Source organism: Streptomyces phaeolivaceus (genome assembly GCF_009184865.1).
GTDB classification, from domain to species: domain Bacteria; phylum Actinomycetota; class Actinomycetes; order Streptomycetales; family Streptomycetaceae; genus Streptomyces; species Streptomyces phaeolivaceus.
Window position 1 is genome coordinate 3,450,188 of sequence record NZ_CP045096.1, and the last position, 25,842, is coordinate 3,476,029.

General features: G+C 70.6%; 24 protein-coding genes. 17 read left to right on the forward strand and 7 right to left on the reverse strand.

All coding sequences use genetic code 11. From position 1 onward, the window contains the following. Positions 1-133: 133 nt before the first annotated feature. Positions 134-334, forward strand: coding sequence for a helix-turn-helix transcriptional regulator (locus tag F9278_RS16215; RefSeq protein WP_152168977.1), 201 nt, complete (start codon positions 134-136; stop codon positions 332-334). A 216-nt stretch (positions 335-550) separates the two neighbouring features. Here the strand turns inward: F9278_RS16215 and F9278_RS16220 are convergent, their stop codons facing one another. Together F9278_RS16220 and F9278_RS16225 are read right to left on the reverse strand one after the other, a co-directional pair. Further along, on the reverse strand, positions 551-1,594 hold the full coding sequence (locus tag F9278_RS16220; protein WP_152168978.1) for a zinc-dependent alcohol dehydrogenase family protein: 1,044 nt from the start codon (positions 1,592-1,594) through the stop codon (positions 551-553). A gap of 364 nt (positions 1,595-1,958) precedes the next feature. Then, a complete protein-coding gene (locus tag F9278_RS16225) occupies positions 1,959-4,217 on the reverse strand; it encodes an MMPL family transporter (protein ID WP_152168979.1) in 2,259 nt (752 codons plus the stop codon). Positions 4,218-4,388: 171 nt separating this feature from the next. On the opposite strand from F9278_RS16225, the gene F9278_RS16230 reads away from it, so the two are divergent. From F9278_RS16230 to F9278_RS16240, 3 genes are all read left to right on the forward strand, one after another. Further along, positions 4,389-5,084 carry a TetR/AcrR family transcriptional regulator gene (locus tag F9278_RS16230; protein WP_193241517.1) on the forward strand — a complete coding sequence of 232 codons (696 nt, stop codon included), beginning with the start codon at positions 4,389-4,391 and terminating at the stop codon, positions 5,082-5,084. A gap of 151 nt (positions 5,085-5,235) precedes the next feature. Then, positions 5,236-5,475, forward strand: a complete 240-nt coding sequence (locus F9278_RS16235; protein WP_152168980.1) for a heavy-metal-associated domain-containing protein — start codon at positions 5,236-5,238, stop codon at positions 5,473-5,475. A 19-nt stretch (positions 5,476-5,494) separates the two neighbouring features. Beyond that, a complete protein-coding gene (locus tag F9278_RS16240) occupies positions 5,495-7,765 on the forward strand; it encodes a heavy metal translocating P-type ATPase (RefSeq protein ID WP_152168981.1) in 2,271 nt (756 codons plus the stop codon). Between the two features lie 728 nt (positions 7,766-8,493). Here F9278_RS16240 and F9278_RS16245 read toward each other — a convergent pair. After that, positions 8,494-9,783, reverse strand: coding sequence for a citrate synthase (locus F9278_RS16245; protein WP_152168982.1), 1,290 nt, complete (start codon positions 9,781-9,783; stop codon positions 8,494-8,496). Between the two features lie 275 nt (positions 9,784-10,058). Next, a complete protein-coding gene (gene recD2 / locus F9278_RS16250) occupies positions 10,059-12,323 on the reverse strand; it encodes an SF1B family DNA helicase RecD2 (protein WP_152168983.1) in 2,265 nt (754 codons plus the stop codon). A gap of 217 nt (positions 12,324-12,540) precedes the next feature. On the opposite strand from recD2, the gene F9278_RS16255 reads away from it, so the two are divergent. Both F9278_RS16255 and F9278_RS48175 read left to right on the forward strand, forming a co-directional pair. After that, entirely contained in the window at positions 12,541-12,885 is a 345-nt protein-coding gene (locus F9278_RS16255) for a hypothetical protein (protein WP_152168984.1), read from the forward strand. Positions 12,886-12,930: 45 nt separating this feature from the next. After that, entirely contained in the window at positions 12,931-13,176 is a 246-nt protein-coding gene (locus tag F9278_RS48175; protein WP_193241518.1) for a hypothetical protein, read from the forward strand. Positions 13,177-13,394: 218 nt separating this feature from the next. Here F9278_RS48175 and F9278_RS16265 read toward each other — a convergent pair whose 3' ends face one another. From F9278_RS16265 to F9278_RS16275, 3 genes are all read right to left on the reverse strand, one after another. Beyond that, positions 13,395-13,823 (reverse strand): VOC family protein, encoded by a 429-nt coding sequence (locus F9278_RS16265; RefSeq protein WP_152168986.1) that lies wholly within the window; start codon positions 13,821-13,823, stop codon positions 13,395-13,397. 84 nt (positions 13,824-13,907) lie between these two features. Further along, on the reverse strand, positions 13,908-14,096 hold the full coding sequence (locus F9278_RS16270; protein WP_152168987.1) for a DUF397 domain-containing protein: 189 nt from the start codon (positions 14,094-14,096) through the stop codon (positions 13,908-13,910). Between the two features lie 7 nt (positions 14,097-14,103). Then, entirely contained in the window at positions 14,104-14,943 is an 840-nt protein-coding gene (locus F9278_RS16275; RefSeq protein ID WP_152173901.1) for a helix-turn-helix domain-containing protein, read from the reverse strand. 179 nt (positions 14,944-15,122) lie between these two features. On the opposite strand from F9278_RS16275, the gene F9278_RS16280 reads away from it, so the two are divergent. The 11 genes from F9278_RS16280 (at position 15,123) to eccD (ending at position 25,833) form a co-directional block, all read left to right on the forward strand. Then, positions 15,123-15,527, forward strand: a complete 405-nt coding sequence (locus tag F9278_RS16280; protein WP_152168988.1) for an ATP-binding protein — start codon at positions 15,123-15,125, stop codon at positions 15,525-15,527. Between the two features lie 132 nt (positions 15,528-15,659). Next, positions 15,660-16,790 carry a DUF2332 domain-containing protein gene (locus tag F9278_RS16285; protein ID WP_152168989.1) on the forward strand — a complete coding sequence of 377 codons (1,131 nt, stop codon included), beginning with the start codon at positions 15,660-15,662 and terminating at the stop codon, positions 16,788-16,790. Between the two features lie 298 nt (positions 16,791-17,088). Continuing rightward, positions 17,089-18,153: a LacI family DNA-binding transcriptional regulator gene (locus tag F9278_RS16290; RefSeq protein WP_152168990.1), complete on the forward strand. Its 1,065-nt coding sequence runs from the start codon at positions 17,089-17,091 to the stop codon at positions 18,151-18,153. Beyond that, the gene (locus tag F9278_RS16295; protein WP_152168991.1) at positions 18,150-19,727 is read left to right on the forward strand and encodes a sugar ABC transporter ATP-binding protein; all 1,578 of its coding nucleotides are present in this window, start codon (positions 18,150-18,152) and stop codon (positions 19,725-19,727) included. The genes F9278_RS16290 and F9278_RS16295 overlap by 4 nt, the downstream gene beginning before the upstream one ends. Continuing rightward, positions 19,717-21,696 carry an ABC transporter permease/substrate-binding protein gene (locus tag F9278_RS16300; RefSeq protein WP_152168992.1) on the forward strand — a complete coding sequence of 660 codons (1,980 nt, stop codon included), beginning with the start codon at positions 19,717-19,719 and terminating at the stop codon, positions 21,694-21,696. Before F9278_RS16295 ends, F9278_RS16300 begins: the two co-directional genes overlap by 11 nt. Before the next feature lie 32 nt (positions 21,697-21,728). After that, on the forward strand, positions 21,729-22,634 hold the full coding sequence (locus tag F9278_RS16305) for a ribokinase (RefSeq protein ID WP_152168993.1): 906 nt from the start codon (positions 21,729-21,731) through the stop codon (positions 22,632-22,634). Further along, positions 22,631-23,020 carry a D-ribose pyranase gene (rbsD, locus tag F9278_RS16310; RefSeq protein ID WP_152168994.1) on the forward strand — a complete coding sequence of 130 codons (390 nt, stop codon included), beginning with the start codon at positions 22,631-22,633 and terminating at the stop codon, positions 23,018-23,020. Before F9278_RS16305 ends, rbsD begins: the two co-directional genes overlap by 4 nt. 395 nt (positions 23,021-23,415) lie before the next feature. Beyond that, positions 23,416-23,748 (forward strand): hypothetical protein, encoded by a 333-nt coding sequence (locus tag F9278_RS16315; RefSeq protein WP_152168995.1) that lies wholly within the window; start codon positions 23,416-23,418, stop codon positions 23,746-23,748. A gap of 18 nt (positions 23,749-23,766) precedes the next feature. Continuing rightward, entirely contained in the window at positions 23,767-24,078 is a 312-nt protein-coding gene (locus F9278_RS16320; protein WP_152168996.1) for a pore-forming ESAT-6 family protein, read from the forward strand. Positions 24,079-24,122: 44 nt separating this feature from the next. Next, entirely contained in the window at positions 24,123-24,428 is a 306-nt protein-coding gene (locus tag F9278_RS47105) for a hypothetical protein (RefSeq protein ID WP_152168997.1), read from the forward strand. A gap of 16 nt (positions 24,429-24,444) precedes the next feature. Next, the gene (gene eccD / locus F9278_RS16330; protein WP_152168998.1) at positions 24,445-25,833 is read left to right on the forward strand and encodes a type VII secretion integral membrane protein EccD; all 1,389 of its coding nucleotides are present in this window, start codon (positions 24,445-24,447) and stop codon (positions 25,831-25,833) included. The last annotated feature ends 9 nt before the right edge of the window (positions 25,834-25,842 follow it).

Here is a 25,842-nt window from a genome sequence, read left to right on the forward strand (position 1 = left end):
GTGATCCACGGGCACTCTCGGTGATCACTGAGAGTCGTTGAGCGGGCACAGGCTTGTGATCGCCAGCGCAGTGCCCGGCTCCCCCTACGGTCCTCCCGGCCGCCGCCGTGGTGCGCGCAGGGAGGTGCCACTGATGACCGACCGACGCCTCTGGTCGTACAAGGACATCGCGGCGCACATCCGTGTGCAGCCCGACACCGTCCGCTCGTACCGCAAACACGGGCTGCTGCCGGCGCCCGACCACGTGGAGGGCGGCAAGCCCTACTGGTACGCCGACACCATCCGCGCCTGGGTCGCCTCCAGACCGGGGAACCGGGGGCGCAGGGTCGACTGAGCCGACCGGTCCGACCGAGCCGACCGAGCCGAGTCCGTCCCGCACGCTTCGTCGATTCGCCCGCTCGTCCGCTTGTCCACTTGTCCACTTGTCCGCTTGTCCGCTTGTCCCCGGGTCCTCCGCTGTCGAGGGTCCGGGGACACGTTTTTCCGGGATGGGCGAGGGGGCGGGTGAGGGGGAGGGCGTTGGGGGCGGGCGTGGGGGCGGGCGAGGACTTCAGCGCCACGGTTCTATGACTGTTACGCCGCTGCCGGGGGCCGTGCCCATCGCCGCGAGGGCGGTGGGGGTCTCGTCCAGGGAGATCGTGGCGGTCACCAGGAGGTCGGGGCGGAGGACTCCCGCGCGGACCAGCTCCAGCATCCGGGGGTAGGCGTGGGCCGCCATGCCGTGGCTGCCCAGGAGTTCGAGCTCCAGGGCGATCGCGCGGGCCATGGGGACGGGGGTGGTGCCGGTCTCGGACGGGAGCAGGCCCACCTGGATGTGGCGGCCCCGGCGGCGCAGGCCGTTGACGGAGGCCGCGCAGGTGATCGGGGAGCCGAGGGCGTCGAGGGAGAGGTGGGCGCCGCCGCCGGTGAGGTCGCGGACGGCCTCCGCCGTGTCCGGCACGGTCGTGGCGTCCACGCATTCCGTCGCGCCGAACTCACGGGCCAGGTCCAGCGCTCGGGGCGAGACGTCCACGGCGATCACCCGGGCTCCGGACGCCGCCGCGATCATCACCGCGGAGAGGCCCACTCCGCCGCAGCCGTGGACCGCGACCCACTCCCCCGCCGCGACCCTGCCCTGGGTGACGACCGCGCGGAACGCCGTGGCGAAGCGGCAGCCGAGGGCCGCGGCCGTGCCGTACGACAGCTCCGGCGGGAGCGCCACCAGGTTCACGTCGGCGTGGTCCAGGGCGACGTACTGGGCGAACGAGCCCCAGTGGGTGAAGCCCGGCTGGGTCTGGCGCTCGCAGACCTGGTGGTCGCCGGTCGCGCAGGCGGGGCAGGTGCCGCAGGCGCAGACGAAGGGGACGGTGACCCGGTCGCCGGGGTGCCATCCGGTGACCGCGGCGCCGGTCTCCTCCACGACTCCGGCCAGTTCGTGGCCCGGGACGTGAGGGAGGGTGATGTCGGGGTCGTGGCCCTGCCAGCCGTGCCAGTCGCTGCGGCAGAGGCCTGTGGCTTCCACGCGGACGACGACGCCGTGCGGGGCGGGTGTGGGGGTGGGGAGGTCCCTCACTGTGGCCGGCTCTCCGAATCGCTCGAACACCAGCGCGCGCATGTGTCCCACCTCTTGGTCGGGGGCCGTTGATCCTCTTCTGGGGTCCGGGTCAGCATCGCATTGCGGGGGCGAGGGGTTCTCGCCCCCGCCGCCCCTACCCGTCCCATCCTCCAGGGGCTGCGCCCCTTCGACCCCCTTCGCGCTGCGGGAGGGGCGGACGGTTCGGGGCGGACGGTTCGGGGCGGACGGTTCGGGGCGGACGGTTCGGGGCGGGTGCGTGGGTGCGTGGGTGCGTGCGGGTTCGGTGGGGGCTGGTCGCGCAGTTCCCCGCGCCCCTGGATGGTGCGGCGGCCCTTCGGGCCTGCCTCACCGTCCGTCGGCATCCGCCGCCGGGCCGCCGGTCGTCCTCAGGCGGCCCGCTTCGTCATCTGTGGCTGGAGATCGGCTCTCGGTCGTGTGGCTTCTGCTCGGGGGTTGGTGGGGTGGGGGTGGGGTCGCCCTCGGTGAGGCCGAAGCGGTTGTGGAAGCGCCTCAGGGGGGCCGGGGCCCACCAGGTGGCGCGGCCGGTGAGGCGCATGACGGCCGGGACCAGGAGGCTGCGGATGATCATGGCGTCCATGAGGACGGCCAGGGCTATGCCGAGGCCGAGCATCTTCGTGTTGGTGACGCGGGACGTGCCTATGGCGATCATGACGACCGCGAGGATGACGGCGGCGGCGGTGATGAGGCCGCCGGTGCGCTGGAGGCCGAAGCGGACGGAGGCCGTGTGGTCGCCGGTGTGGTCGTACTCCTCCTTGATACGGGAGAGCAGGAAGACGCCGTAGTCCATGGAGAGGCCGAAGGCCACGCAGAACATCAGGACGGGGAGGGTGGTCTCGATGGAGCCGGGGGTGGTGAAGGCCAGCACTCCGGAGAGGTGGCCGTCCTGGAAGACCCAGACCAGCGCGCCGAACATCGCGGTGAGGCTGAGCGCGTTCAGCAGGACCGCCTGGAGGGGGATCAGCACGCTGCCGGTGAGGAGGAAGACCAGGATGAGGGTGACGATCGCTATGAAGGCGAGCGCCCAGGGCAGGCCCTCCCCGATCGCCGCCTTCGTGTCGACCAGGACCGCCGCCGTGCCCGTCACCGAGGTGTCGAAGGGGGCGTCCAGCGCCCGGATGTCGTCCACCAGGGCCTGTGCGCCCTCGTCGACCGCCTCGCCCTTCGGCTGCACCGTGAAGTAGGCCCACTCGCCCTTGGCCAGGGGGCCTTCCACGCGGAGCACTTCGGGAAGGTCGGCGAGCCGCTCCTTGTAGGCGGCGTACTCCGACTTCGTCGCCTCTCCTTCCGCCAGGACCTCCAGGCCGCCTCCGGGGGTGCCCGGGAAGCCCTCGCGGAGGTGCTGTTGGACGACATGGGACTCGGCCGTGGCGGGGAGTTGGCGATCGTCCGCCGTGCCGAACTTCACGCCCAGGAAGGGGAGGCCGAGGAGGATCAGACCGGCGGTGGTGGCGATGGCGAAGTAGGGGGCGCGGCGCATGACGAGGGCGGCCATGCGGCCCCAGGCCGCGCCCTCCTCGACGGGCGCCCCGCTCTCCTTCGCTGCCGGGGAGTCACCCCCGTCGGCGTCCGATGTCCTGCGGCGCCTGAACAGCTTGCGCAGGTCCCAGGCGTTGACGCGGTCGCCCAGGAGGACCAGGGCGGCGGGGAGGAGGATCAGCGCCGCCGCCGCGGCCAGGAGGACCACCGCTATGCCGGCGTAGGCGAAGGACTTCAGGAAGTACTGCGGGAAGACCATCATGGCGGCCAGGGAGACGGCGACCGTGAGGGCGGAGAAGAGGACCGTGCGGCCGGCCGTGCGCAGGGTGGTGGCGACGGCCGTCAACGGGTCGGCGCCCGTGGCCAGTTCCTCGCGGAAGCGGCGCACGATGAACAGGGCGTAGTCGATCGCCAGGCCCAGGCCCATGGCCGTGGTGAGGTTCAGGGCGAAGACCGAGACGTCGGTGACCTCGGTGAGGCCGCGCAGGATGGCGTTGGTGCCGAGGATCGCGACGATGCCCACGCCGAGCGGGAGCAGGGCGGCGACCGCGCTGCCGAAGACCATGACCAGCAGGACGAGGGTCACCGGCAGGGCGATCATCTCGGCCCGCAGCAGGTCCTCCCGGATGATCGTCTGCATCTCGTGCCGCACGGCGCGGATGCCGCCGACCTTGACCTCGACCGGGCCGTGCGTGCCGCGCAGTTCGGGGGCGATGCGGTCCAGGGTCTTGTTCACCGCGGTGTCGTCGCCGGTGAGGCGGGCCGCTATCAGCGCCTCCTTGCCGTCCTCCGCGCGCAGGGTCGGGGCGCCGGTCCGCCAGTAGGAGCCGACGCCGGTGACGCCCTTCTCGGCGGCGAGCCGCTCGGTCAGCCGCTTCGCCTCGGCGGCGACGGCCGGGTCGTCGACCGAGGCCCCGCCCGCGTCGACCAGCAGCAGGAAGTTCGGGTTGGAGCCCGGGAACTCGCGCTCCAGGGCCTTGGTCGCGTAGGTGGACTGGGCGGCCGGATCCTCCCAGCCGCCGCTGTCGAGGCGGTCGGCGACATCACTGCCCGCGACGACCGCGAGGGCGGTGAGCACCAGGGCGACGAGCAGGGAGAGCCGGGGGCGGGCGGTCACGAACCGGGTCCAGCCCCCCACTCGGGGTGGCCGGTTGACTTCGGTCATGGTGCGGTGTCCCCTTCACTCTGATCACTCCGAACCCGTGCCGCGCACAGCCGGGCGGCATGGGGACGCCAAGCCATACACTGGCAAACACGAGAGATCGCTCGCGTTTCTCCAGAATGCGAGCGACCACTCGTGTTTGTCAATCACGTCCGGAAAGCTGGGGAAAACCGCGTGCCCACCAACCAGGAGAAGGAACAGCAGGAGAAGGAACAGCAGGAGAAGGAGCAGCCGCGCCGCCGCCAGGCCCGCGGAGAGCGCCGTATCGCCCAGCTCCTCGAAGCCGCGGCCTCCGTGTTCTGCTCGACCGGGTACACCGCCGCCAGCACCAACGCCATCGCCCGCGAGGCGGGGGTCTCGCCGGGCACGCTGTACCAGTTCTTCCCGAACAAGGAAGCGATCGCGATCGAGCTCGGCGAGCGGCTCATGCGCGAGATGCAGGAGGCGTACGGCGAGGCGCTCGCCCCGGTCGACCCGGCGACCCCGCTGGAGCAGGCGGTCGCGGCGGCGGTAGACCGCTTCATCGACTTCAACTGCCGGCACCCGGTGTTCTTCGCCCTGATGCACGGCCCGGACGTCCCCGGACGGATCGCCGAGCAGCACGACGCCCTGCACACGACCCTGGTCGCCCGCGTCGAGGCCCTGCTCACCCCCCTCCTGCCCGACGCGCCGGCCACCGCCGTCACCCGTGTCGCGCATGTCTGCATCGGCGTCTACATGGCGGGCCTGGAGCTGGTGCTCGCCCACGAGGGCGCCGAGCGCGACGCCTACGTCCAGGAACTGAAGAACGTCGTGCTCCGTTACCTGGAGCCGATGGTCGGCGACCAGCTCGCCGCCGCCCCCGCGAGCGGCACCCCCGCCACCTCCTGAGACCGGCGGCTCGCGGCGGACCGCCCCGGCCGCCCCACCACTCCCGCCCCACCCCTCTTGGATTCATACCCCTAGGGGGTATAAACTCGATGTCCAGATGGGTTACTCGAACCCCTACGCCCCGAGCACACCCCCGACGAGGAGTAACGACATGACCGCCGAGACCGACACCCAGGGTTCCGTCACCGCCGTCTACAAGGTGAGCGGAATGAGCTGCGGCCACTGCGAAGGCGCCGTTTCCGGCGAGATCACGCAGATCGCCGGTGTCTCCTCGGTGAAGGCCGTCGCCTCCACCGGCGAGGTCACCGTGGTCTCGGCCGCCCCGCTCGACGAGGAGGCCGTACGCGCCGCCGTCGACGAGGCGGGCTTCGAGCTGGTCGGCAAGGTCTGACACCGATCCGGGCACGGACATGACGAGCACCACCGCGGCGGCCCCGACAAGTGACCCCGTCCACGAGGTCGAGCTGATCATCGGAGGGATGACCTGCGCCTCCTGCGCGGCCCGCGTCGAGAAGAAGCTCAACCGCCTGGACGGGGTCACCGCCTCGGTGAACTACGCGACGGAGAAGGCGAAGGTCAGCTATCCCTCGGGGACGGCGGTCGCCGACCTGATCGCCACCGTGGTGAAGACGGGCTACACGGCCGAGGAGCCGCCGCCCCCGGCTCCCCCGGAGGCCGAGCAGCAGGACGAGCCCTCCTCGGAGGAGGACCCGGAACTCGCCTCCCTGCGGCAGCGGCTCACCGTCTCCGCGCTGCTCGCGGCGCCCGTGATCCTCATGTCCATGGTCCCGGCCCTGCAGTTCGACAACTGGCAGTGGCTCTCGCTGACACTGGCCGCGCCGGTCGTCGTGTGGGGCGGACTGCCCTTCCACCGGGCCGCGTTCACCAACCTCCGGCACGGCGCGGCCACGATGGACACCCTTGTCTCCGTCGGCACGCTCGCCGCCTTCGGCTGGTCCCTGTGGGCCCTGTTCTGGGGCCACGCGGGTATGCCGGGCATGCGGCACGACTTCGAGTTCACGGTGACGCGCGCCTCCGGCTCCTCGGCGATCTACCTCGAAGTGGCCGCCGGGGTCGTCGCGTTCATCCTGCTCGGCCGGTATCTGGAGGCCCGCTCCAAGCGCCGCGCGGGCGCCGCGCTGAGGGCGCTGCTGAAGCTGGGCGCCAAGGACGTCTCGGTGCTCCGGCAGGGGCGGGAGACACGGATCCCGGTCGGCCGGCTGGCCGTCGGGGACCGTTTCGTCGTACGGCCCGGGGAGCGGTTCGCCACCGACGGCACCGTCGTCGAGGGTGCCTCCGCCGTGGACTCGTCCATGCTGACCGGTGAGTCCGTGCCGGTGGACGTGACGGTCGGGGACGCCGTCACGGGCGCGACCGTGAACGCCGGGGGCCGGCTGGTCGTCGAGGCGACCCGCGTCGGCGCGGACACCCAGCTGGCCCGGATGGCCCGGCTGGTGGAGGACGCGCAGAACGGCAAGGCGCGGGCGCAGCGGCTCGCCGACCGGATCTCGGCGGTGTTCGTGCCCGTCGTCATCCTGCTCGCGGTCGCCACGTTCGGCGTCTGGCTCGGCCTCACCGACGACACCACCGCCTCCTTCACGGCGGCCGTCGCGGTGCTGATCATCGCCTGCCCGTGCGCGCTCGGCCTCGCCACCCCGACCGCCCTCATGGTCGGCACCGGCCGGGGCGCCCAGCTCGGCATCCTCATCAAGGGCCCCGAGGTCCTGGAGTCCACCCGCCGCGTCGACACCGTCGTCCTGGACAAGACCGGCACGGTCACCACGGGCCGGATGACCCTCCGGCGCGTACACGTCACGGACGTACCCGACAGGGACGTGCGCGAGGAGGACGTGCTACGGCTCGCGGGTGCCGTCGAACACGCCTCCGAGCATCCGGTGGGCCGGGCCATCGCCACCGGGGCCGAGGACCGCGTGGGCGCGCTGCCGCCCGTGGAGCGTTTCGAGAACCTGCCCGGAAGGGGCGTACGCGGCCTCGTGGAGGGCCACGACGTCCAGGTGGGCCGGATCCTCGACGGACCGCTCCCCGAGGCCCTGAAGCGCGCCAAGGAGGCCGCCGAGGACGAGGGGCACACGGCGGTCGTCGTCGTCCGCGACGGGGTGGCACTCGGTGTCGTCACGGTCGCCGACGCGGTCAAGGAGACCAGCGCCGAGGCCGTACGGCGGCTGCGGGCGCTCGGGCTCACCCCGATGCTGCTGACCGGGGACCACGCGCGCGTGGCGCGATCCGTGGCCGCGGCGGTCGGCATCTCCCCCGAGCATGTGATCGCCGAGGTGCTGCCCGAGGACAAGGTCGCCGTCGTACGCCGGCTCCAGGGCGAGGGCCGTACGGTCGCGATGGTCGGCGACGGCGTCAACGACGCGGCGGCGCTGGCCGCCGCCGACCTGGGGCTCGCGCTGGGCACGGGGACGGACGCGGCGATCGAGGCGGGCGATCTGACCCTGGTGCGCGGGGACCTGCGGGTGGCCGCCGACGCCATCCGGCTGTCGCGGCGGACCCTGTCCACGATCAAGGGCAATCTGGCCTGGGCCTTCGGATACAACCTGGCCGCGCTGCCGCTGGCCGCGGCCGGACTGCTCAATCCGATGCTCGCTGGGGCGGCTATGGCCTTTTCGTCCGTTTTCGTGGTAACGAACAGCTTGCGACTCAGGACATTTTCATGACCGGCGGGCAAAAGTCCCTCTAGAGTCCGGAAGCAGCCTCACATAAGCTCTTCACAAGGCTCGCGCATCATCCTTACGCTGGGGTCTCGATCACCGAATCGGGTCTCTTACGTATCTTCAGGACATATGGCAAGAGACGCAGATCACAGTGATGTGAACGTAACCACCGAAGGGGTTCGTGAGTCTAAGTTGGCGATGTCAGAAGCGTCTTGGGGGGCGTGACTGGCATCTGGGGATGTCTTGGGGGACGTTCCCGGAATTGCGTTGCCGGGGCACGTGCACCGGGGAGCTTTGAGCGGCCCTCCCGTACGTACGCGTCCCGGCAGACCGCACACCACCGCAGCAGAACAGACACATACAGGTAGGACGAGTTTTGCTCGTTCAGCTCAGCGATTCAGGCGCTGTGCCCACCAGACGCCCGGCCGGATCCCGTGGGGGGAATCCGCACCGGGACATGGGAAGGCGCCCTGCTCGCCGGCCCGTGGGGGGACCAGCGTTGCAGGGCGCCTTCTCCCTATTTTTGGGGCTCGGTTCGCCTCCGGGGCGCCTAAGCCTGTGTCGAGAGCCCGATCGCGCTCGACCCTTCGGGCCTCCGCGCGTTCGGGCTCTCGACACAGGCGCGCCCCTTCGGCTCACTCGCCGTAGGGCGCCCTCTGACGCAGCGGGCATGCGGAGGGGCCCGCGCGGAACAGCTCTCCGCACGGGCCCCTCTGCTACAAGTACTCCGCTCAGCGGGCCTCTACCGGGACGAAGTCGCGCTCGACCACGCCCGTGTAGATCTGGCGCGGGCGGCCGATGCGGGAGCCCGGCTCCTTGATCATCTCGTGCCACTGGGCGATCCAGCCCGGGAGACGGCCGAGGGCGAAGAGGACCGTGAACATCTCGGTCGGGAAGCCCATCGCGCGGTAGATCAGACCCGTGTAGAAGTCCACGTTCGGGTAGAGGTTGCGCGAGACGAAGTACTCGTCGGAGAGCGCGTGCTCCTCCAGCTTCAGCGCGATGTCCAGCAGCTCGTCGGACTTGCCGAGCGCGGAGAGGACGTCGTGCGCGGCGGCCTTGATGATCTTGGCGCGCGGGTCGAAGGACTTGTACACCCGGTGGCCGAAGCCCATCAGGCGGACGCCGTCCTCCTTGTTCTTCACCTTGCGGATGAAGGAGTCGACGTCACCGCCATTGGCCTGGATGCCCTCCAGCATCTCGAGCACGGACTGGTTGGCGCCGCCGTGCAGCGGGCCCCAGAGCGCGGAGATACCGGCGGAGATCGAGGCGAACATGTTCGCCTGCGAGGAGCCCACCAGACGGACCGTGGAGGTCGAACAGTTCTGCTCGTGGTCCGCGTGCAGGATGAGCAGCTTGTCGAGCGCGGAGACGACGACCGGGTCGAGGTCGTACTCCTGGGCCGGGACCGAGAAGGTCATGCGCAGGAAGTTCTCGACGTAACCGAGGTCGTTGCGCGGGTAGACGAACGGGTGACCGATCGACTTCTTGTACGCGTACGCCGCGATGGTCGGCAGCTTGGCGAGCAGGCGGATCGTGGAGAGGTTGCGCTGCCGCTCGTCGAACGGGTTGTGGCTGTCCTGGTAGAACGTCGACAGGGCGCTGACCACGGAGGACAGCATCGCCATCGGGTGGGCGTCCCGGGGGAAGCCCCGGTAGAAGTTCTTGACGTCCTCGTGCAGCAGGGTGTGCTGCGTGATCTCGTTCTGGAACGTGGAGAGCTCGTCGACGGTCGGAAGCTCACCGTTGATGAGCAGGTACGCCACCTCAAGGAAGGTGGAGCGCTCGGCCAGCTGCTCGATCGGGTAGCCGCGGTAGCGCAGGATGCCCTGCTCACCGTCGAGATAGGTGACGGCGGATTTATAGGCAGCGGTGTTGCCGTAGCCGCTGTCCAGGGTCACCAGACCGGTCTGGGCCCGGAGCTTCCCGATGTCGAAGCCCTTGTCGCCGACGGTGCTGTCGATCACCGGGTAGGTGTACTCGCCGTCGCCGTACCGCAGTACTACAGAGTTGTCGCTCACGTCATCCCTCACCGACGTAGTGCCTCATCTTCGAGGTGCCCTGACTGTCTCTACCATCCCCCAATTGGCTCTGGTGAGTGCACTCGGGGTCGACCATCGGGCCCATCGGCGGCACTGAGTGCCGCCAACTTGTTCATCCTGCCCCCTCCGTCCACCATCTGGAAGGGCTGTGTGACCTTTACGACTCATTTGATCGATCAAATTTCACTCACGGGGCGACGGGGCTTCACGAGAGGTACGCACGAGGGTCGCCGCCCGGCAGTGCCCCGGGGTCCTCACAGTGGCCGTGGTGCGAGCCGGAAGTCGAGGGCCGTGCACCGCCGGCCAGCCGAGACCGTGCGGACCGCCTGGCCGATCGCCTTGCGGGAGCCGACGAGGACGACGAGCTTCTTCGCCCTGGTCACCGCTGTATACAAGAGGTTGCGCTGGAGCATCATCCACGCTCCGGTGGTGACCGGGATCACCACGGCCGGGTACTCGCTGCCCTGGGACCGGTGGATCGTCACCGCGTAGGCGTGCGCCAGCTCGTCCAGTTCGTCGAACTCGTAGCCCACCTCCTCGTCCTCGTCCGTCAGGACCGTGAGCCGCTGGTCGACCGGGTCGAGGGCGGTGACGACGCCGACGGTGCCGTTGAAGACGCCGTTCTCGCCCTTCTCGTAGTTGTTGCGAATCTGGGTGACCTTGTCGCCGACGCGGAAGACCCGGCCACCGAACCGCTTCTCGGGCAGGTCGGGGCGGGCGGGCGTGATGGCCTGCTGGAGCAGCCCGTTGAGGTTGCCGGCGCCCGCCGGGCCCCGGTGCATGGGGGCGAGGACCTGGATGTCGCGTCTGGGATCGAGTCCGAACTTGGCCGGAATACGACGGGCCGCGACGTCCACGGTGAGCCGTCCGGCCTCCTCCGTCTCGTCCTCGACGAAGAGGAAGAAGTCCTTCATGCCGTCGGTGACCGGGTGCTGCCCGGAGTTGATCCGGTGCGCGTTGGTCACCACACCGGACTGCTGGGCCTGGCGGAAGACCTTGGTGAGGCGGACGGCGGGGATCGGGCTGCCGTCGGCGAGGAGGTCGCGCAGGACTTCGCCGGCGCCGACGCTGGGGAGTTGGTCGACGTCGCCGACGAAGAGGAGGTGCGCGCCCGGAGGCACCGCCTTCACCAGCTTGTTGGCGAGGAGGAGGTCCAGCATCGAGGCCTCGTCGACCACCACCAGATCGGCGTCCAGGGGGCGGTCCTTGTCGTACGCCGCGTCGCCGCCCGGCTTCAGCTCCAGCAGGCGGTGGACGGTGGAGGCGTCGGCGCCGGTCAGCTCGGCGAGGCGTTTGGCGGCGCGGCCGGTGGGGGCCGCGAGGACGACCTTCGCCTTCTTGGCGCGGGCCAGTTCGACGATCGAGCGGACCGTGAAGGACTTGCCGCAGCCGGGGCCGCCGGTGAGCACGGCCACCTTCTCCGTCAGCGCGAGGCGTACGGCCGCCTCCTGCTCCGGCGCCAACTCCGCGCCCGTACGCCCCCTCAGCCACGCGAGCGCCTTGTCCCACGCCACGTCGTGGAAGCCGGGCATCCGGTCCTCACCCGTGCGCAGGAGGCGCAGGAGCTGGGCGGAGAGGGAGAGTTCGGCGCGGTGGAAGGGGACGAGGTAGATGGCGGTGACCGGGTCACCGCCATCGGCGCCCGGCACCTTCTCGCGTACGACGCCTGGGTCGCCGGAGTCCTCGTCCGGCAGGGCGAGTTCGGCGAGGCATTCGATGACCAGGCCCGTGTCGACCTGGAGGAGTTTGACCGCGTCGGCGATCAGGCGTTCCTCCGGGAGGTAACAGTTGCCCTGATCGGTGGCCTGCGAAAGGGCGTATTGCAGGCCCGCCTTGACGCGCTCCGGGCTGTCGTGCGGGATGCCGACGGACTGGGCGATCTTGTCGGCGGTGAGGAAGCCGATGCCCCAGACGTCGGAGGCGAGGCGGTACGGCTGGTTCTTCACGACCCCGATCGAGGCGTCGCCGTACTTCTTGTAGATGCGGACGGCGATGGACGTGGACACCTCGACGGTCTGGAGGAAGAGCATGACCTCCTTGATCGCCTTCTGTTCCTCCCAGGCGTCGGCGATCTTCTTGGTCCGCTTGGGACCGAGACCGGGGACCTCGATGAGCCGCTTGGGCTCCTCCTCGATGATCTGGAGCGTGTCCAGGCCGAAGTGCTGCGTGATCCGGTCGGCGAAGATCGGACCGATGCCCTTGACGAGGCCGGAGCCGAGGTAGCGGCGAATGCCCTGGACTGTGGCCGGGAGGACGGTGGTGTAGTTCTCCACGGTGAACTGCTTGCCGTACTGGGGGTGCGACCCCCAACGGCCCTCCATACGGAGGGATTCGCCGACCTGGGCACCGAGCAGCGCGCCGACGACGGTGAGCAGGTCGCCGCCGCCCCTGCCGGTGTCCACGCGCGCGACGGTGTAGCCGTTGTCCTCGTTGGCGTAGGTGATGCGTTCGAGTACGCCTTCGAGGACGGCGAGCCGTCGTTCCCCGGTCCCCTGCTGGGCCGTCTTCTGATCGGGCATGATCCGACCGTACCGCCAGGGTGTGACAGGGGTGGGGGACCAGGGGATCGGTGAGCCCTGTACGGCCCGCCGTGCGCCGCGAGTGACCCGGTAGCGGTAATTGGGGCTGTCCCCCATGTCTCCGCACGGCCCGGCGCGGACGCTGAAGCCGTGCGCCGCCGCTTCGACCAGCGGTCGGCACGAGTTCGGCATGAGCGTGTTCGACGACAGGAGCAACATGGCTGTGTCAACCCGCAGGGGATTACAGGCGGCAGTGACGGCGGCGGGGGCGGCGCTGCTCGTACCCACCGGCCCGGCGTCCGCCGCGACGGGGGCGGCGCAGGCAGGCGCGACGGTGGTGCAGGCCAACGCGGCGTTCATCTTCGTCAACGCGGCGGACGGGGAGCGGAACAGGATCTTCATCAACCCGACCGGCAGCACCGTCACCGTCATCGACAACGGGGCGTCCACTTCGGCGGGCGTGGGGTGCGCGCTCAACGGTGACGGTTCCGTCTCCTGCCCGGCCGGCAACCGGACGATCATGGTCGTCGCCGGCGACCAGCAGGACACCATCGCCCAGTGAACCGGCCTGCGCGCCTCGATCAACGCCGGACCGGGCAACGACACGGTGTTCGCCCAGGACGCCACCGCCCGTCAGTCCCTGGCGGGCGGAGAGGGACGGGACACGCTGCTGAGCGGCAGCGGCGCCGACGTCCTCGTCGGGGGGCCGGGCGTCGACACTCTGAACGGCGGTGTGGGCAACGACGTCCTGGACAACGTCGATCAGGCTTCGGGCGACTCCGCGCAGGGCGGGGACGGCAGGGACAGCTGCACGTCGGACCCCGGGGACCAGGAGCTCGTCTGCGAGTCCTGAGCCGGTCCCCGGTCTCCGGTCTCCGGTCCCGGTCCCATGCGGGTGGCTCCGGCCGGTGCACTTCGTGATGGGCCATAACGTCGTGATGGGCCGTCGGCTTCGGCCGGCGGCCCGTCGCGTTGGGGGCTTGCGGTGCGTTCGGCAGCGGGGGATGACCGGTGGTTGTCCGGATCACGCTCGGCCGGTCGTCTCGTCGTCGATGGCTCAGTACTCAGTACTCAGTCGATACAGAACTCGTTGCCCTCGATGTCCCGCATCGGGATGCACGCGTCCTGGCCGTCGTACAGGGTTCGTACGTGTACCGCGCCGAGCGGGACCAGTCGTGCGCGCTCGGCCTCAAGTGCGGCGAGGCGCTCCTCACCCACGAGTCCGGTGCCGACCCGCACGTCGAGATGCAGCCGGTTCTTGGCGGCCTTCCCTTCGGGTACGCGCTGGAAGTACAGGCGCGGGCCCACGCCTGAGGGGTCGACGCAGGCGAACCACGCGTCCTGTTCCTCGGCCGGCAGCGCGCGCTGGTAATCGTCCCAAGTGGCGAACCCCTCCGGTGGTGGCGGCACGACGTACCCCAGCACCTCGCACCAGAAACGAGCGAGGCGCTCGGGTTCCGCGCAGTCGAAGGTGACCTGGAACTGCTTGATCGATGCCATCGGCCCATCGTAGAGACGGCGCCCTTCGCCGCCTCCCGGGCCCGCCCCGGCCAGGCTGGCGATGCCGCCCCTGCCCGGAGAGGCCTACACGCTCCTTCTCGACCTCTTGAGGGCGCCGATGAAGGCGGTGAAGGAGGGGGTGGGGAAGGTGAGGGTGGCGCGGGTCGGGGTCTTGGAGTCCCGGACGGCTGTGTGGGTCGGGGTGGTGGCTATCTCGACGCAGTTGTCACCGTCGCCGTCGCCGGAGTAGGACGACTTTCTCCAGTTTCTCATCGAGCCCTCACAACTCTTTCGCCAGCCGATTGATGAAGTCACGCGACCTGTTCGGTGCGAGCGATACGGCTTCCACCTTACGGAAACGCATTCGATAACTGGCGAGTTGAGCCTCGGAATCAATGAACATCGAGCCGTGAGGAGCGTCGCGCACCACTGTGTCCAGCTTGGGCACGGGACCACCGACGTATGTCATGGCACTTGAGGCTCTGCCGAAGCCGTCCAGGTCGAAGGGGATGGCACGCAACGTGATGCGGTCCACCTCGGAAAGCTCCAGGAGCTGGGCAAGTTGAGCACGGGCTGCAGCACGGCTACCGACCCTGATACGTAGCGCTGCCTCATGGATCACGATCTCGTGCGGAAAGGCGACCTTGCCGTGACGGGCCATACGATGGCAGACGCGCAAGTCGAGTTCTTCGCGCGTCAGTTCGGGCAACCTGGACGAGAAGACGGCACGCGCGTACTCCTCTGTCTGGAGGAGGCCGGGTACGTACAGGATGGCCACGTCCCGCTGGAACGCGGCGCACTGATCGAGTTCCGACAGGTCCAGGAACCGCGTGGGCAACCTGCCCCGGTATTCCTCCCACCAACCCCGCGTGCGTTCCGCAGCCATACCAGCAAGCGCGTCAATGAACTCCGTGTCCGCGCAGGCGTAATGGGATGCGAATCGGCGCAGCCGCCCCTCGCTCACGCCGATGAGCCCCGACTCGATGTGACTGATCTGCACTCTGTTCATCCCGAGGAGCGCCGCTGCCTGGACAGCCGTCAGGCCGGCGGCCTCCCGGAGCCTGCGCAATTCGACGCCGAGGCGCACCTGGCGGGCTGTCGGTTCACGCCTCTGGACCATGAGTTGCTCTCCTCTTTCGGGCCGGAACCGCCGTTCGGCTTGCTCCGGATTACAGATTACCCCTACCGTCAGTGATGCGCCGACCACGCTACGGAAGCGCACCGCCCCGTCGCGCCATGACGGCTGCGGCAATGCCACCGTGCCCCAGATCCCCCCTCACCCAACGGAGTTGATGCCCCATGCCCGAAACCTGGGACTACACCCTCCAGATCCCCAACGACCCCAGAGCGGTGCCCATCTGCCGTCGCACCCTGCGGCTGATCCTCACCATGCACGGCCTCATCGGGCTCGTGGACGTCGCCGAGTTGCTCGCCGCCGAGCTGATTTCCAACGCCGTACGGCATACGAAGGGGCCCGCCGCTCTTCGGGTGCGGCGGTCGGTGGAGGGCATGGTGTGGATCGGGGCGTGGGACGCCGATCCCGAACCGCCGGAGCCGCCGGTGCCGTTGGGGCGGGTGGGTGAGCAGGAGGAAGGGCGAGGGCTGGGGATCGTCGTGGCCTGTGCGACGTACTGGGGGTGGATGCCGTCGGCCCGGTTCGGGGAGCGGGGCAAGTACGTGTGGTGCGAGTTGGCGGCGGCTTAGGGTCCTCTTGACTCACCCTCTCGCCCAGGTGAAGTCATGCGGTCGCGATCTCCCCGGTCACGATGGTGGAGTTGCGTGATCCGCGGATAGGGTCGTCGGGATCTCAGGGCTACCGCAGGAGGCGCCGCGACCGTGGGGAAGGCCCGCACACTCGCTGAGGTGTACCGGCAGTTCGGTGAGGTCGACGCCGCCGGGACATCGCCGCTGTACGAGCGCGTCGCCGTCGCCCTGAGCGAGTCCGACGAGGCGCTGCGCGCCATCGAGGCGGCGCCGGCGCGCAAGCGGCATCCCACGCTGATCCTGGCCGCGCTGCAGGATCTCGCCCTCGCCGGACGCGCCCCGGCGTTGGCCGCGGCCTATGCGACCGCGGACGGCGACGCCGCCACCGACGCGGCGATCGACACGCTGTTGCGGATGACCGACTCGGTCGTGGCCATCGCCGCGCGTCGGCGGACGCCGACCAACGGGAACGGGAACGAGAACGGGCGCTGCGCCGTGCTGTATCCGGCCATCGCCGAGGCCGCGCGCCGGGTGGGCGCGCACACGGTCGGGCTGATCGACGTGGGCTGTTCGGCCGGGCTCAATCTCCATGTCGACCGTGTCGGCATCACGTACGGCGACGGGCTTTCGCTGGGCGACCCCTCGTCTCCCGTGCGGGTGTCGTGTTCGGTCGTGGGAGACCGGCCCGTCCCGACGCGGGCGATGCCCGACGCCGTCGCCCGGGTCGGCATCGACCCCGATCCGGTCGACGTGACCGACCCGGACGACGTCCGATGGCTGCGTGCCTGTCTGTGGCCGGATCGGTCGGGGCAGTCGGATCGGCCGGGTCAGTCGGAGCGGCCAGGTCAGCCGGGTCAGCCTGAGCGGGTCGCGGCGCTCGAAGCCGAGATCGCGTTGGTGGCGACGGCACCTCCGCTATTGCTCCGGGGTGACGCCGTCGACCTCCTGCCCGACGCCTTCGCCCAAATCCCCGCCGACACTCTGCCGGTCGTCACCACTACGTGGGCACTGTCGCGCCTCCCGCTGGAGAGCCGCCTGCGCTTCCTGCACCGTCTCGACGAAGCGGCGGCCGGGCGGGCGGTGGCGTGGGTGTCGGCGGAGGGGGTCGGGGTCGCACCGGCGATCCCCACGCTCGGTGATCGCCGTGCCTCCGGCCACAGCGTCATCGGGCTGGCGGTGTTCGACGGGGCTGCCCTGCGGGCCGAGGCCGTGGGCCGCTGCTGGTCCCGGGGCCGCATGTTGACGTGGCTGGCGGACGCGTAGGTCCTCGTTTCGACTGTCGGGCCAGGCGCCGTCGGCCCACGGGTGGGGTCGGCGGCGGGGAGATGTACGGCCGGGCCGGATCTCTTACCGCTTCCGGCGGCTCGGCTTCGTACCGTCACGCCCCCTCAGCCCCCTCGGCACCCTTTCAAGCCCCCCACACCCCCTCCCACCCCTCGGTCACGATTGAATTTCAGCCACCCTCGCACCCTTGCTTCAGGCCTATGGAATCGATTCCAATCGGTCGTGTAATCGATTCCAATCGGTCGTGTAATCGATTCCACAAGGAGGTGGAGCGGCGATGGCCGGCATCAAGGATGTCGCGGCCGAGGCGGGGGTGTCCGTCGCCACGGTGTCGCGGGTGCTGAACGACCATCCGTCGGTCAGCGCGGACGCGCGGACGCGTGTGCTGGCCGCCGTCAAGGCGCTCGGCTACCGCCCGAACGCCGTCGCCCGCTCCCTGCGCACCGACCAGACCCACACCCTCGGGCTGGTCATCAGTGACGTGATGAATCCGTACTTCACCGAGCTGGCGCGGTCCGTCGAGGAGGCGGCGCGGGCGCTCGGGTACAGCGTGATCATCGGGAACGCCGATGAGCGGCCCGAGCTTCAGGATCATCACGTACGGAATCTGCTCGACCGGAGGGTCGACGGGGTGCTCGTCTCGCCGACCGACGGTGGGTCGCCACTGATGCTGGACGCCGCGCGGGCCGGGACGCCGATGGTGTTCGTGGACCGGTGGATCCCGGGCGTGGATGTGCCCGTGGTGCGTGCGGACGGGCGGGCCGCCGTCCGGGATCTCGTCGCCCATCTTCACCGGCTCGGGCGGCGGAAGCTCGCGATCATCGCCGGGCCCGCCGCCACCACCACCGGCCGGGAGCGGGTCGAGGCCTTTCGGGAGGCCCTCGCCGAGCACGGGCTGCCGCTGCCGGACGCGTACATAGGGCAGGGCGACTTCCAGGCGGAGAGCGGGCGGCGGGTGACCGAGGGGTTTCTCGATCTGGCCGAGCCGCCCGAGGTCGTCTTCGCCGCCGACAACCTGATGGCACTGGGCGCGCTGGACGCCGTACGCGCGCGTGGGATGCGGGTTCCCGAGGACGTCGGGCTGGCCGCCTTCGACGACATCCCGTGGTTCGTGCACACCGATCCGCCGATCACGGCGGTCGCGCAGCCGACGGGTGAGCTGGGGCGGGCCGCCGTACGCGCGCTGGTCGACCGGATCGAGGGGCGGCCCCCGCAGTCCGTCACCCTCCCCGCCCGTCTCGTCGTACGCCTCTCGTGCGGCGAGTCCCCCGCCCAGGCACCTACCGACTCCCCCATCGACACCCCCGTCGAGTCCCCCGTAACGAACAGGAGCACGTCGTGAGCGACCCGGACGAGTTGCTGCGCATCGAAGGCATACGCAAGACCTTTCCCGGTGTGGTCGCGCTGGACGGCGTCGACTTCGATCTGCGCCGGGGCGAGGTGCATGTCCTGCTCGGTGAGAACGGCGCGGGCAAGAGCACGCTGATCAAGATGCTCTCCGGCGCCTACACCCCCGACGCGGGGCGGATCCTGGCCGGTGGCGAGGAGGTGCGCATCCATGGCGCGCAGGACTCCGAGCGGCTGGGGATCGCCACCATCTACCAGGAGTTCAACCTGGTGCCCGACCTGACGGTCGCCGAGAACATCTTTCTGGGGCGGCAGCCCCGGCGCTTCGGGATGATCGACCGGAAGCGGATGGAGGCCGACGCCGCCGAGCTGCTGGAGCGGGTGGGGGTCAGCGTCTCGCCACGCGCGCGTGTGCGTGAACTCGGGATCGCCCGGCTTCAGATGGTCGAGATCGCCAAGGCGTTGAGCCTCGACGCGCGCGTGCTGATCATGGACGAGCCGACCGCCGTGCTGACGACCGAGGAGGTCGAGAAGCTTTTCGCCATCGTGCGACGGCTGCGTGAGGATGGGGTGGGCGTCGTCTTCATCACCCATCATCTGGAGGAGATCGCCGCTCTGGGGGACCGGGTGACCGTCATCCGGGACGGGAAGAGCGTCGGGCAGGTGCCCGCCTCCACGTCCCAGGACGAGCTCGTACGGCTCATGGTCGGGCGGTCGATCGAGCAGCAGTACCCCAGGGAGCAGGGGGGATCTCCTTCGGCCTCCGACTCCGACTCCGACTCCGACTCCGACTCCGACTCCGGGGACGCGTTGCTCGTCGTCGAAGGGCTCACCCGCGACGGCGTGTTCCACGACGTGAGTTTCGCGGTGCGGGCCGGTGAGGTCGTCGGCATCGCGGGGCTCGTGGGGGCCGGGCGTACGGAGGTCGTGCGGGCCGTGTTCGGCGCGGATCCGTACGACAAGGGGGCCGTGCGGGTCGGGGGGTCGGTCGTTCGCAAGGACGATGTCAACGCCGCCATGGCCGCCGGGATCGGGCTCGTGCCCGAGGACCGCAAGGGGCAGGGGCTGGTGCTCGACGCGTCCGTCGAGGAGAACCTCGGGCTGGTGACCCTGCGGGGCGCCACCAAGGGCGGGTTCGTCGACCTGAAGGGGCAGCGGGAGAGCGCCGCCCGGGTCGCCGAGCGGCTCGGGGTCCGGATGGCCGGGCTGCACCAGCACGTCCGTACCCTCTCCGGCGGCAATCAGCAGAAGGTCGTCATCGGCAAGTGGCTGCTGGCGAACACCAAGGTGCTGATCCTCGACGAGCCGACGCGCGGGATCGACGTCGGCGCCAAGGTCGAGATCTACGAGCTGATCAACGAGCTGACGGCCGCCGGTGCCGCCGTACTGATGATCTCCAGTGACCTGCCCGAGGTGCTCGGAATGAGCGACCGGGTGCTGGTCATGGCCCAGGGGCGGATCGCGGGCGAACTCGCCGCCGCCGAGGCCACCCAGGACGCCGTGATGGCACTCGCCGTCTCCCACCCCACCACAGCCGCAAAGGAAACGGAGGCCCCCGGTGGCCACTGACACGCTCAAGAGTTCGACGGGCGCGAGTGGCGCCTCGGGTGCCTCGGGTGCCTCGGGTGCCTCGGGGATTCGCCGGCTCCTGCTCGACAACGGCGCGCTCACCGCGCTCATCGTCCTGGTCGTCGCGATGTCGGTGCTGTCCGGCGACTTCCTGACGGCCGACAACCTGCTCAACATCGGTGTCCAGGCCGCCGTCACCGCGATCCTCGCGTTCGGTGTGACCTTCGTGATCGTCTCGGCGGGCATCGACCTGTCGGTCGGCTCGGTGGCCGCCCTGTCGGCCACCGTCCTTGCCTGGAGCGCCACTTCGGAGGGCGTACCGGTCTGGATAGCCGTGATCCTCGCGATCGGCACGGGCATCGCGTGCGGTCTCGTCAACGGTTTCCTGATCTCGTACGGGAAGCTGCCGCCGTTCATCGCGACGCTCGCCATGCTGTCGGTGGGGCGCGGACTGTCGCTGGTGATCTCGCAGGGCAGCCCGATCGCGTTCCCGGAGTCGGTGTCGCACCTGGGTGACAACCTGGGCGGCTGGCTGCCGGTGCCGGTCCTGGTGATGCTGGTGCTGGGCGGTGTGACGGCTGTGATCCTCGGCCGGACGTACATCGGGCGTGCCATGTACGCGATCGGCGGCAACGAGGAGGCCGCCCGGCTCTCCGGGCTGCGGGTGAAGCGGCAGAAGCTCGCGATCTACGCGCTGTCCGGGCTGTTCGCCGCCGCCGCGGGCATCGTGCTCGCCTCCCGGCTCTCCTCCGCGCAGCCGCAGGCCGCGCAGGGCTACGAGCTGGACGCGATCGCGGCGGTCGTCATCGGCGGCGCCTCGCTGGCCGGTGGCACGGGCAAGGCGTCGGGGACGCTGATCGGCGCGCTGATCCTGGCGGTGCTCAGGAACGGCCTCAACCTCCTGTCCGTGTCCGCCTTCTGGCAGCAGGTCGTGATCGGTGTCGTCATCGCGCTGGCCGTGCTGCTCGACACCGTGCGGCGCAAGGCGGGGGCGACTCCGGTGCCGGCGGGGGCCGGTGGGTCCGGGGACCGGAAGAAGCAGGCGATGACCTATGTGCTCGCCGCCGTCGTCGCGGCGGCCGTCGTGGGCGCGACCTCCTTCCTGCACAACGGGTCGTCGGCGGCGAAGAGCGAGAAGATCGGGCTGTCGCTGTCGACGCTCAACAACCCGTTCTTCGTGCAGATCCGGGCCGGCGCCCAGGACGAGGCGAAGAAGCTGGGTGTGGACCTGTCGGTCACCGACGCGCAGAACGACGCCTCGCAGCAGGCCAACCAGTTGCAGAACTTCACCAGCGAAGGCCTCGGCACGATCATCGTCAACCCGGTGGACTCCGACGCGGTGACCCCGGCGGCGAAGGCCGTCAACAAGGCGGACATCCCGCTGGTGGCCGTCGACCGCGTGGTCAACGGCGCGAACACGGCCGCGCTCGTCGCCTCCGACAACGTCAGCGGCGGCAGGCTCGCCGCCAAGTCGCTCGCCGAGAAGCTGGGCGGCAAGGGCGAGATCGTCATCCTCCAGGGCCAGGCGGGCACCTCCGCCAGCCGGGAGCGCGGCGCCGGCTTCGCCGAGGGGCTGAAGGCCTACCCGGGCATCAAGGTGCTGGCCAAGCAGCCCGCCGACTGGGACCGCACCAAGGGTCTCGACGTGATGACGAACCTCCTCCAGTCCAACTCCGGCGTCGACGGCGTCTTCGCGGAGAACGACGAGATGGCGCTCGGCGCGATCAAGGCGCTCGGCTCCAAGGCCGGAAAGTCCGTCCAGGTCATCGGTTTCGACGGTACGGCGGACGGGCTCAAGGCCGTCGAGGCGGGCACGCTGTACGCGTCGGTCGCGCAGCAGCCGGCCGAACTCGGCAGGATCGCGGTGCGCAACGCGGTGAAGGCGGCCGAGGGCGAGAAGGTCGAGAAGTCGGTGATGGTGCCGGTGAAGGTGGTCACGTCCGAGAACGTGGCCGAGTTCAGCGGCTGACGGCGAGGACTGACGGACGAGAGGGAGCACGCATGTACGACTACGACCTGCTGGTCGTGGGATCGGCCAACGCCGACCTGGTGATCGGTGTCGAGCGGCGGCCGGGCGCCGGGGAGACCGTGCTCGGCTCGGACCTGGCCGTGCACCCGGGCGGCAAGGGCGCCAACCAGGCGGTCGCGGCGGCCCGGCTCGGGGCGCGTACGGCCCTGCTGGCCCGGGTCGGCGACGACGGCAACGGGCGGCTGCTGCTCGACTCGCAGCGGGCGGCCGGGGTCGACACGGCCGGGGTGCTGGTCGGCGGGGCGCCCACCGGGGTCGCGCTGATCACGGTGGACCCGTCGGGCGACAACAGCATCGTCGTCTCCCCCGGCGCCAACGGGAAGTTGACCCCCGAGGACGTACGGGCGGCCGACGCGCTGCTGCGGGCCTCGCGGGTGGTCTCGGCGCAGTTGGAGATCCCGTTGGAGACGGTGGTGGAGGTCGTACGGCGGCTGCCGGAGGGCACGCGGTTCGTGCTGAACCCGTCGCCGCCACGGGAGTTGCCCGACGAGGTGCTGGCCGCCTGTGATCCGCTGATCGTCAACGAGCACGAGGCGCGGATCATCGTCGGGGGTGAGCCGGCGGGCTCGCCCTCGCCGGAGGACTGGGCGCGGGCGCTGCTGGCGCTCGGGCCGCGTTCGGTGGTCGTGACGCTGGGCGCGGAGGGGGCGTTGGTCGCCGACGCCGAGGGGAGTGCGCGGGTGCCCGCCGTGAAGGTGGACGCCGTGGACACCACCGGGGCCGGGGACGCGTTCACCGCCGCGCTCGCGTGGAGGCTGGGGGCGGGCTCGGCGCCGGCCGAGGCCGCCGCGTACGCGGCCCGGGTCGGGGCCGCCGCCGTCACCAGGGCCGGGGCGCAGGTGTCGTTCCCGACCGCCGAGGAGGTCGCGGCGCTGTGAAGCGGGCCGGGATACTCAATCGTCATCTGGCGGGCGCCCTCGCCGAGTTGGGGCACGAACACGGGGTGCTGGTGTGCGACGCGGGGATGCCGGTGCCGGACGGGCCGCGCGTGGTCGACCTGGCGTTCCGGGCCGGGGTGCCGTCGTTCGCGGAGGTGCTGGACGGGCTGCTCGACGAGATCGTGGTCGAGGGGGCGACCGCCGCGCGCGAGGTGCGGGGCGCGAACCCGGAGGCGACGGCACTGTTGGAGGACCGCTTCCCCGACCTGGAGCTGGTCTCCCACGAGAAGCTCAAGGAGCTGTCGGCGGGCGCGCGGCTGATCGTGCGCACCGGGGAGGCGCGGCCGTACGCGAATGTGCTGCTGCGGTGCGGGGTGTTCTTCTAGCGGAGGAACTGCCGGAAGGTGTGCGGAGCCGGAAGGTGCGCGGAACGTTTCGAGGGGCCCGGTCCACTGGACCGGGCCCCTCGGCTTTTCCCTCCCCGTCAGAACTCCCCCGATCCCCCCGGATCCCCCTCCGAGAAGTCCTGATGCCAAGTACGACCCGCCGGGTGCGGGGAGGGTTGTACGGGTGTCTCAAGATTTTTTCGGAGCCGGAGCCGGAGCCGGAGCGGCGGTCGGACGTGACCCTCGCCACGGGGCTGTTCGATTTATGTCCCGATGGTGTCACTTCACCGGCAAGTGCGTTGCGGGTGCAACGCGTTGTGGGAGAGCATGTTCGGGACGCAGGTGAAGACGTACACGCAGACGTGGATGAACCGGACACACGGGGGTGGAACGACGTGAAGTTCGACATGGGGTCGACGACCCTGGCGGATCTCGGGAAGAGCACGGTCGGATCGAGCGACGACCTGGGGACGCTGATTCAGCTGCTGATCAGCGCGGCGGAACCGCTGGAGGGCAAGTTCAACGGCGCGGGCAAGCTGGCGTTCGACTCGTTCAAGAGCCGCGCGGACGAGATCACGGCCGACCTCAACGGCTCGCTCGCCGCGATCCTCGGCGGTCAGTCGGGCATGGACAACGCGTTCGGCACGGGTGACGTGGAGTCCCAGGACAACGCCAACCAGAACATGGGGCTGGCCAACTTCGACGCGGCCCGCTTCGGCGCCCGATAGGACGAGGGGGAATTCTCCATGGCTCAGAACCAGGACCGCCGTTCGTACGACACCGGTGCCTCGGGTGAGGTGCAGACCGCGCTCGGCACGATCGTGGGGCAGTTGGAGCGGGTGCTCACCGACCGCGACGCCGCCGTGAAGGCCGCGATGACCGAGTTCCAGGCCGACGGTGTCTCGGACGACTACCACGGCAAGGAAGAGCGCTGGAAGAAGGCCGCGGGCGAGGTCCGCGAGATCATCCGCCTGGTGCGCACCACGCTCGAACAGAACGACGGCACCGCGCAGTCCACGCTGGCCAAGGCCCGCGCGGCGGTCGACCAGATCGGCTGAGAACGCGGATCGGCTGAAAGAGAAGTGAACGGGGTTCCGTAGCCGTGGCAGCGCAGGATTACGACAGCCAGTTGCTGGAGTCGGTGTCGGTGCGGCGCCGACGGCTGCGGGACGCCCTGCTGTTCGGGGCGCAGCGGCAGCGGCGCTCGGTGGACGAACGGATCGGGAAGGTCTTCGCCGGGATCGTCATCGCGGCGGTGATGTGCGCGGGATGTGTGGGGTGGTCGTTCGTGTCGAACCGCATCATCGGGAAGAGTCCGTACGGGGGTTCGGTGCAGCCCTCGGTCACTCCGTCCCCCACGTTTTCCACAGGGTTTTCCACAGCCCCGACCGGCGATTCCGCCCGGTGATAGGTTCGATCGCGTGATGGCTACGGGGACATCGGGGCAGGCCACGGGTGGTGCGCGGACGGCGCTCAGCCGGGTCACGCTGGTCGGTGAGCGGCGGCGGGTGGACCTTGTGCTGCCCTCGCGGGAACCGGTCGGGCTGCTGCTCCCGGAGATCATGCGCCTGCTCGACGACCGGGTCGGCGAGCGGCCCGAGTCGCGGCATCTGGTCACGGCGGACGGCTCCGCGCTGGCGCACGACGGCACGCTGGAGTCGGCCGGGGTCCCGGACGGCGCGGTGCTGCGGCTGGTCCGGGCCGAGGACGCGCCGTCGGCGCCGGTCGTGCACGACGTCACGGACGAGGCGGCCGAGGATCTCGACGCCCGGGGCGGGCGCTGGCGGCCGGCCGCGCGCCGCGTCACCGCCGGGTTCGCCACGGTCGGCTGGGCCCTGGCCGCCGGGATGTTCGCACGGGCCGCGTACGAGCCCGGTGTCGTCGCGGGCGCGCTGCTCGGCGTCGCGCTGGTGGCCGCGCTCGCGGGCGCGCTGCTGGGGCGGTCCGGGAAGCGGGCGCTGTCGACGACCCTGATCGCGACGGCGGGCGCGCTGGGACTGCTCGGCGCGTCCACGTCGGCGGAAGCACAGAACTGGTCCGGGACTCCGCAGGTCGCGGCGATGGCCGCGGCCGGGGTCGGCACACTCGCCCTGCTCGGGCTGTTCACCCCGCTCGGTCGGGGCGGGCTGGTCGGCGCGGGGGCGCTGGCCGGGGCCTCGGTGTGCTGGCTGGGGGTCGCCGCGGCCGTCTCCGGCTCGGTGTCGCCGTCGGTGTCGGAGCAGGCCGAGGTGGGGGCCGTGCTCGCCGTGGTCTGCGTGGTCGTGCTCGGGCTGCTGCCCCGGCTGGCGTTGATGGCGTCGGGGCTGTCCGGGCTGGACGACCGGCGTTCCGGGGGTGCCTCAGTGAGCCGCCTGCAGGTGTCGGCGGCGCTGACCGCCACACACCGGGGGCTGGCGCTGGCGACGGTCACCCTGGCCGTCTCGGCGACCGCCGCCGGGGTGTTCGCGTTGCGGGCGCCGACCAAGTGGACCGTGCTGCTGGCCGCCGTCACCATGGTCGTCCTCGCGCTGCGCGCACGGGCGTTCCCGCTGGTCGCGGAGGTCGTGGTGCTGCTGGGCGCGGCGGCCGTGCTCGCCTTACGGCTGGTCTCGGCCTGGCTGGACCGCTCCGGCGAGGCGGCCGGTCCGCTCGCCGTCCTCGTCCTGCTCGCCGCGCTGCCGCTGCTGGTGCTCGCCGTGCGGCCCGCCGAGCATGTGCGGGTACGGCTGCGGCGTTTCGGCGACACCCTCGAATCCATCGGCGTCATCACCCTGTTCCCGCTGCTCATCGGGGTGTTCGGCGTGTACGGACGACTGCTCGACACGTTCGCTTAGGAGCTGGGG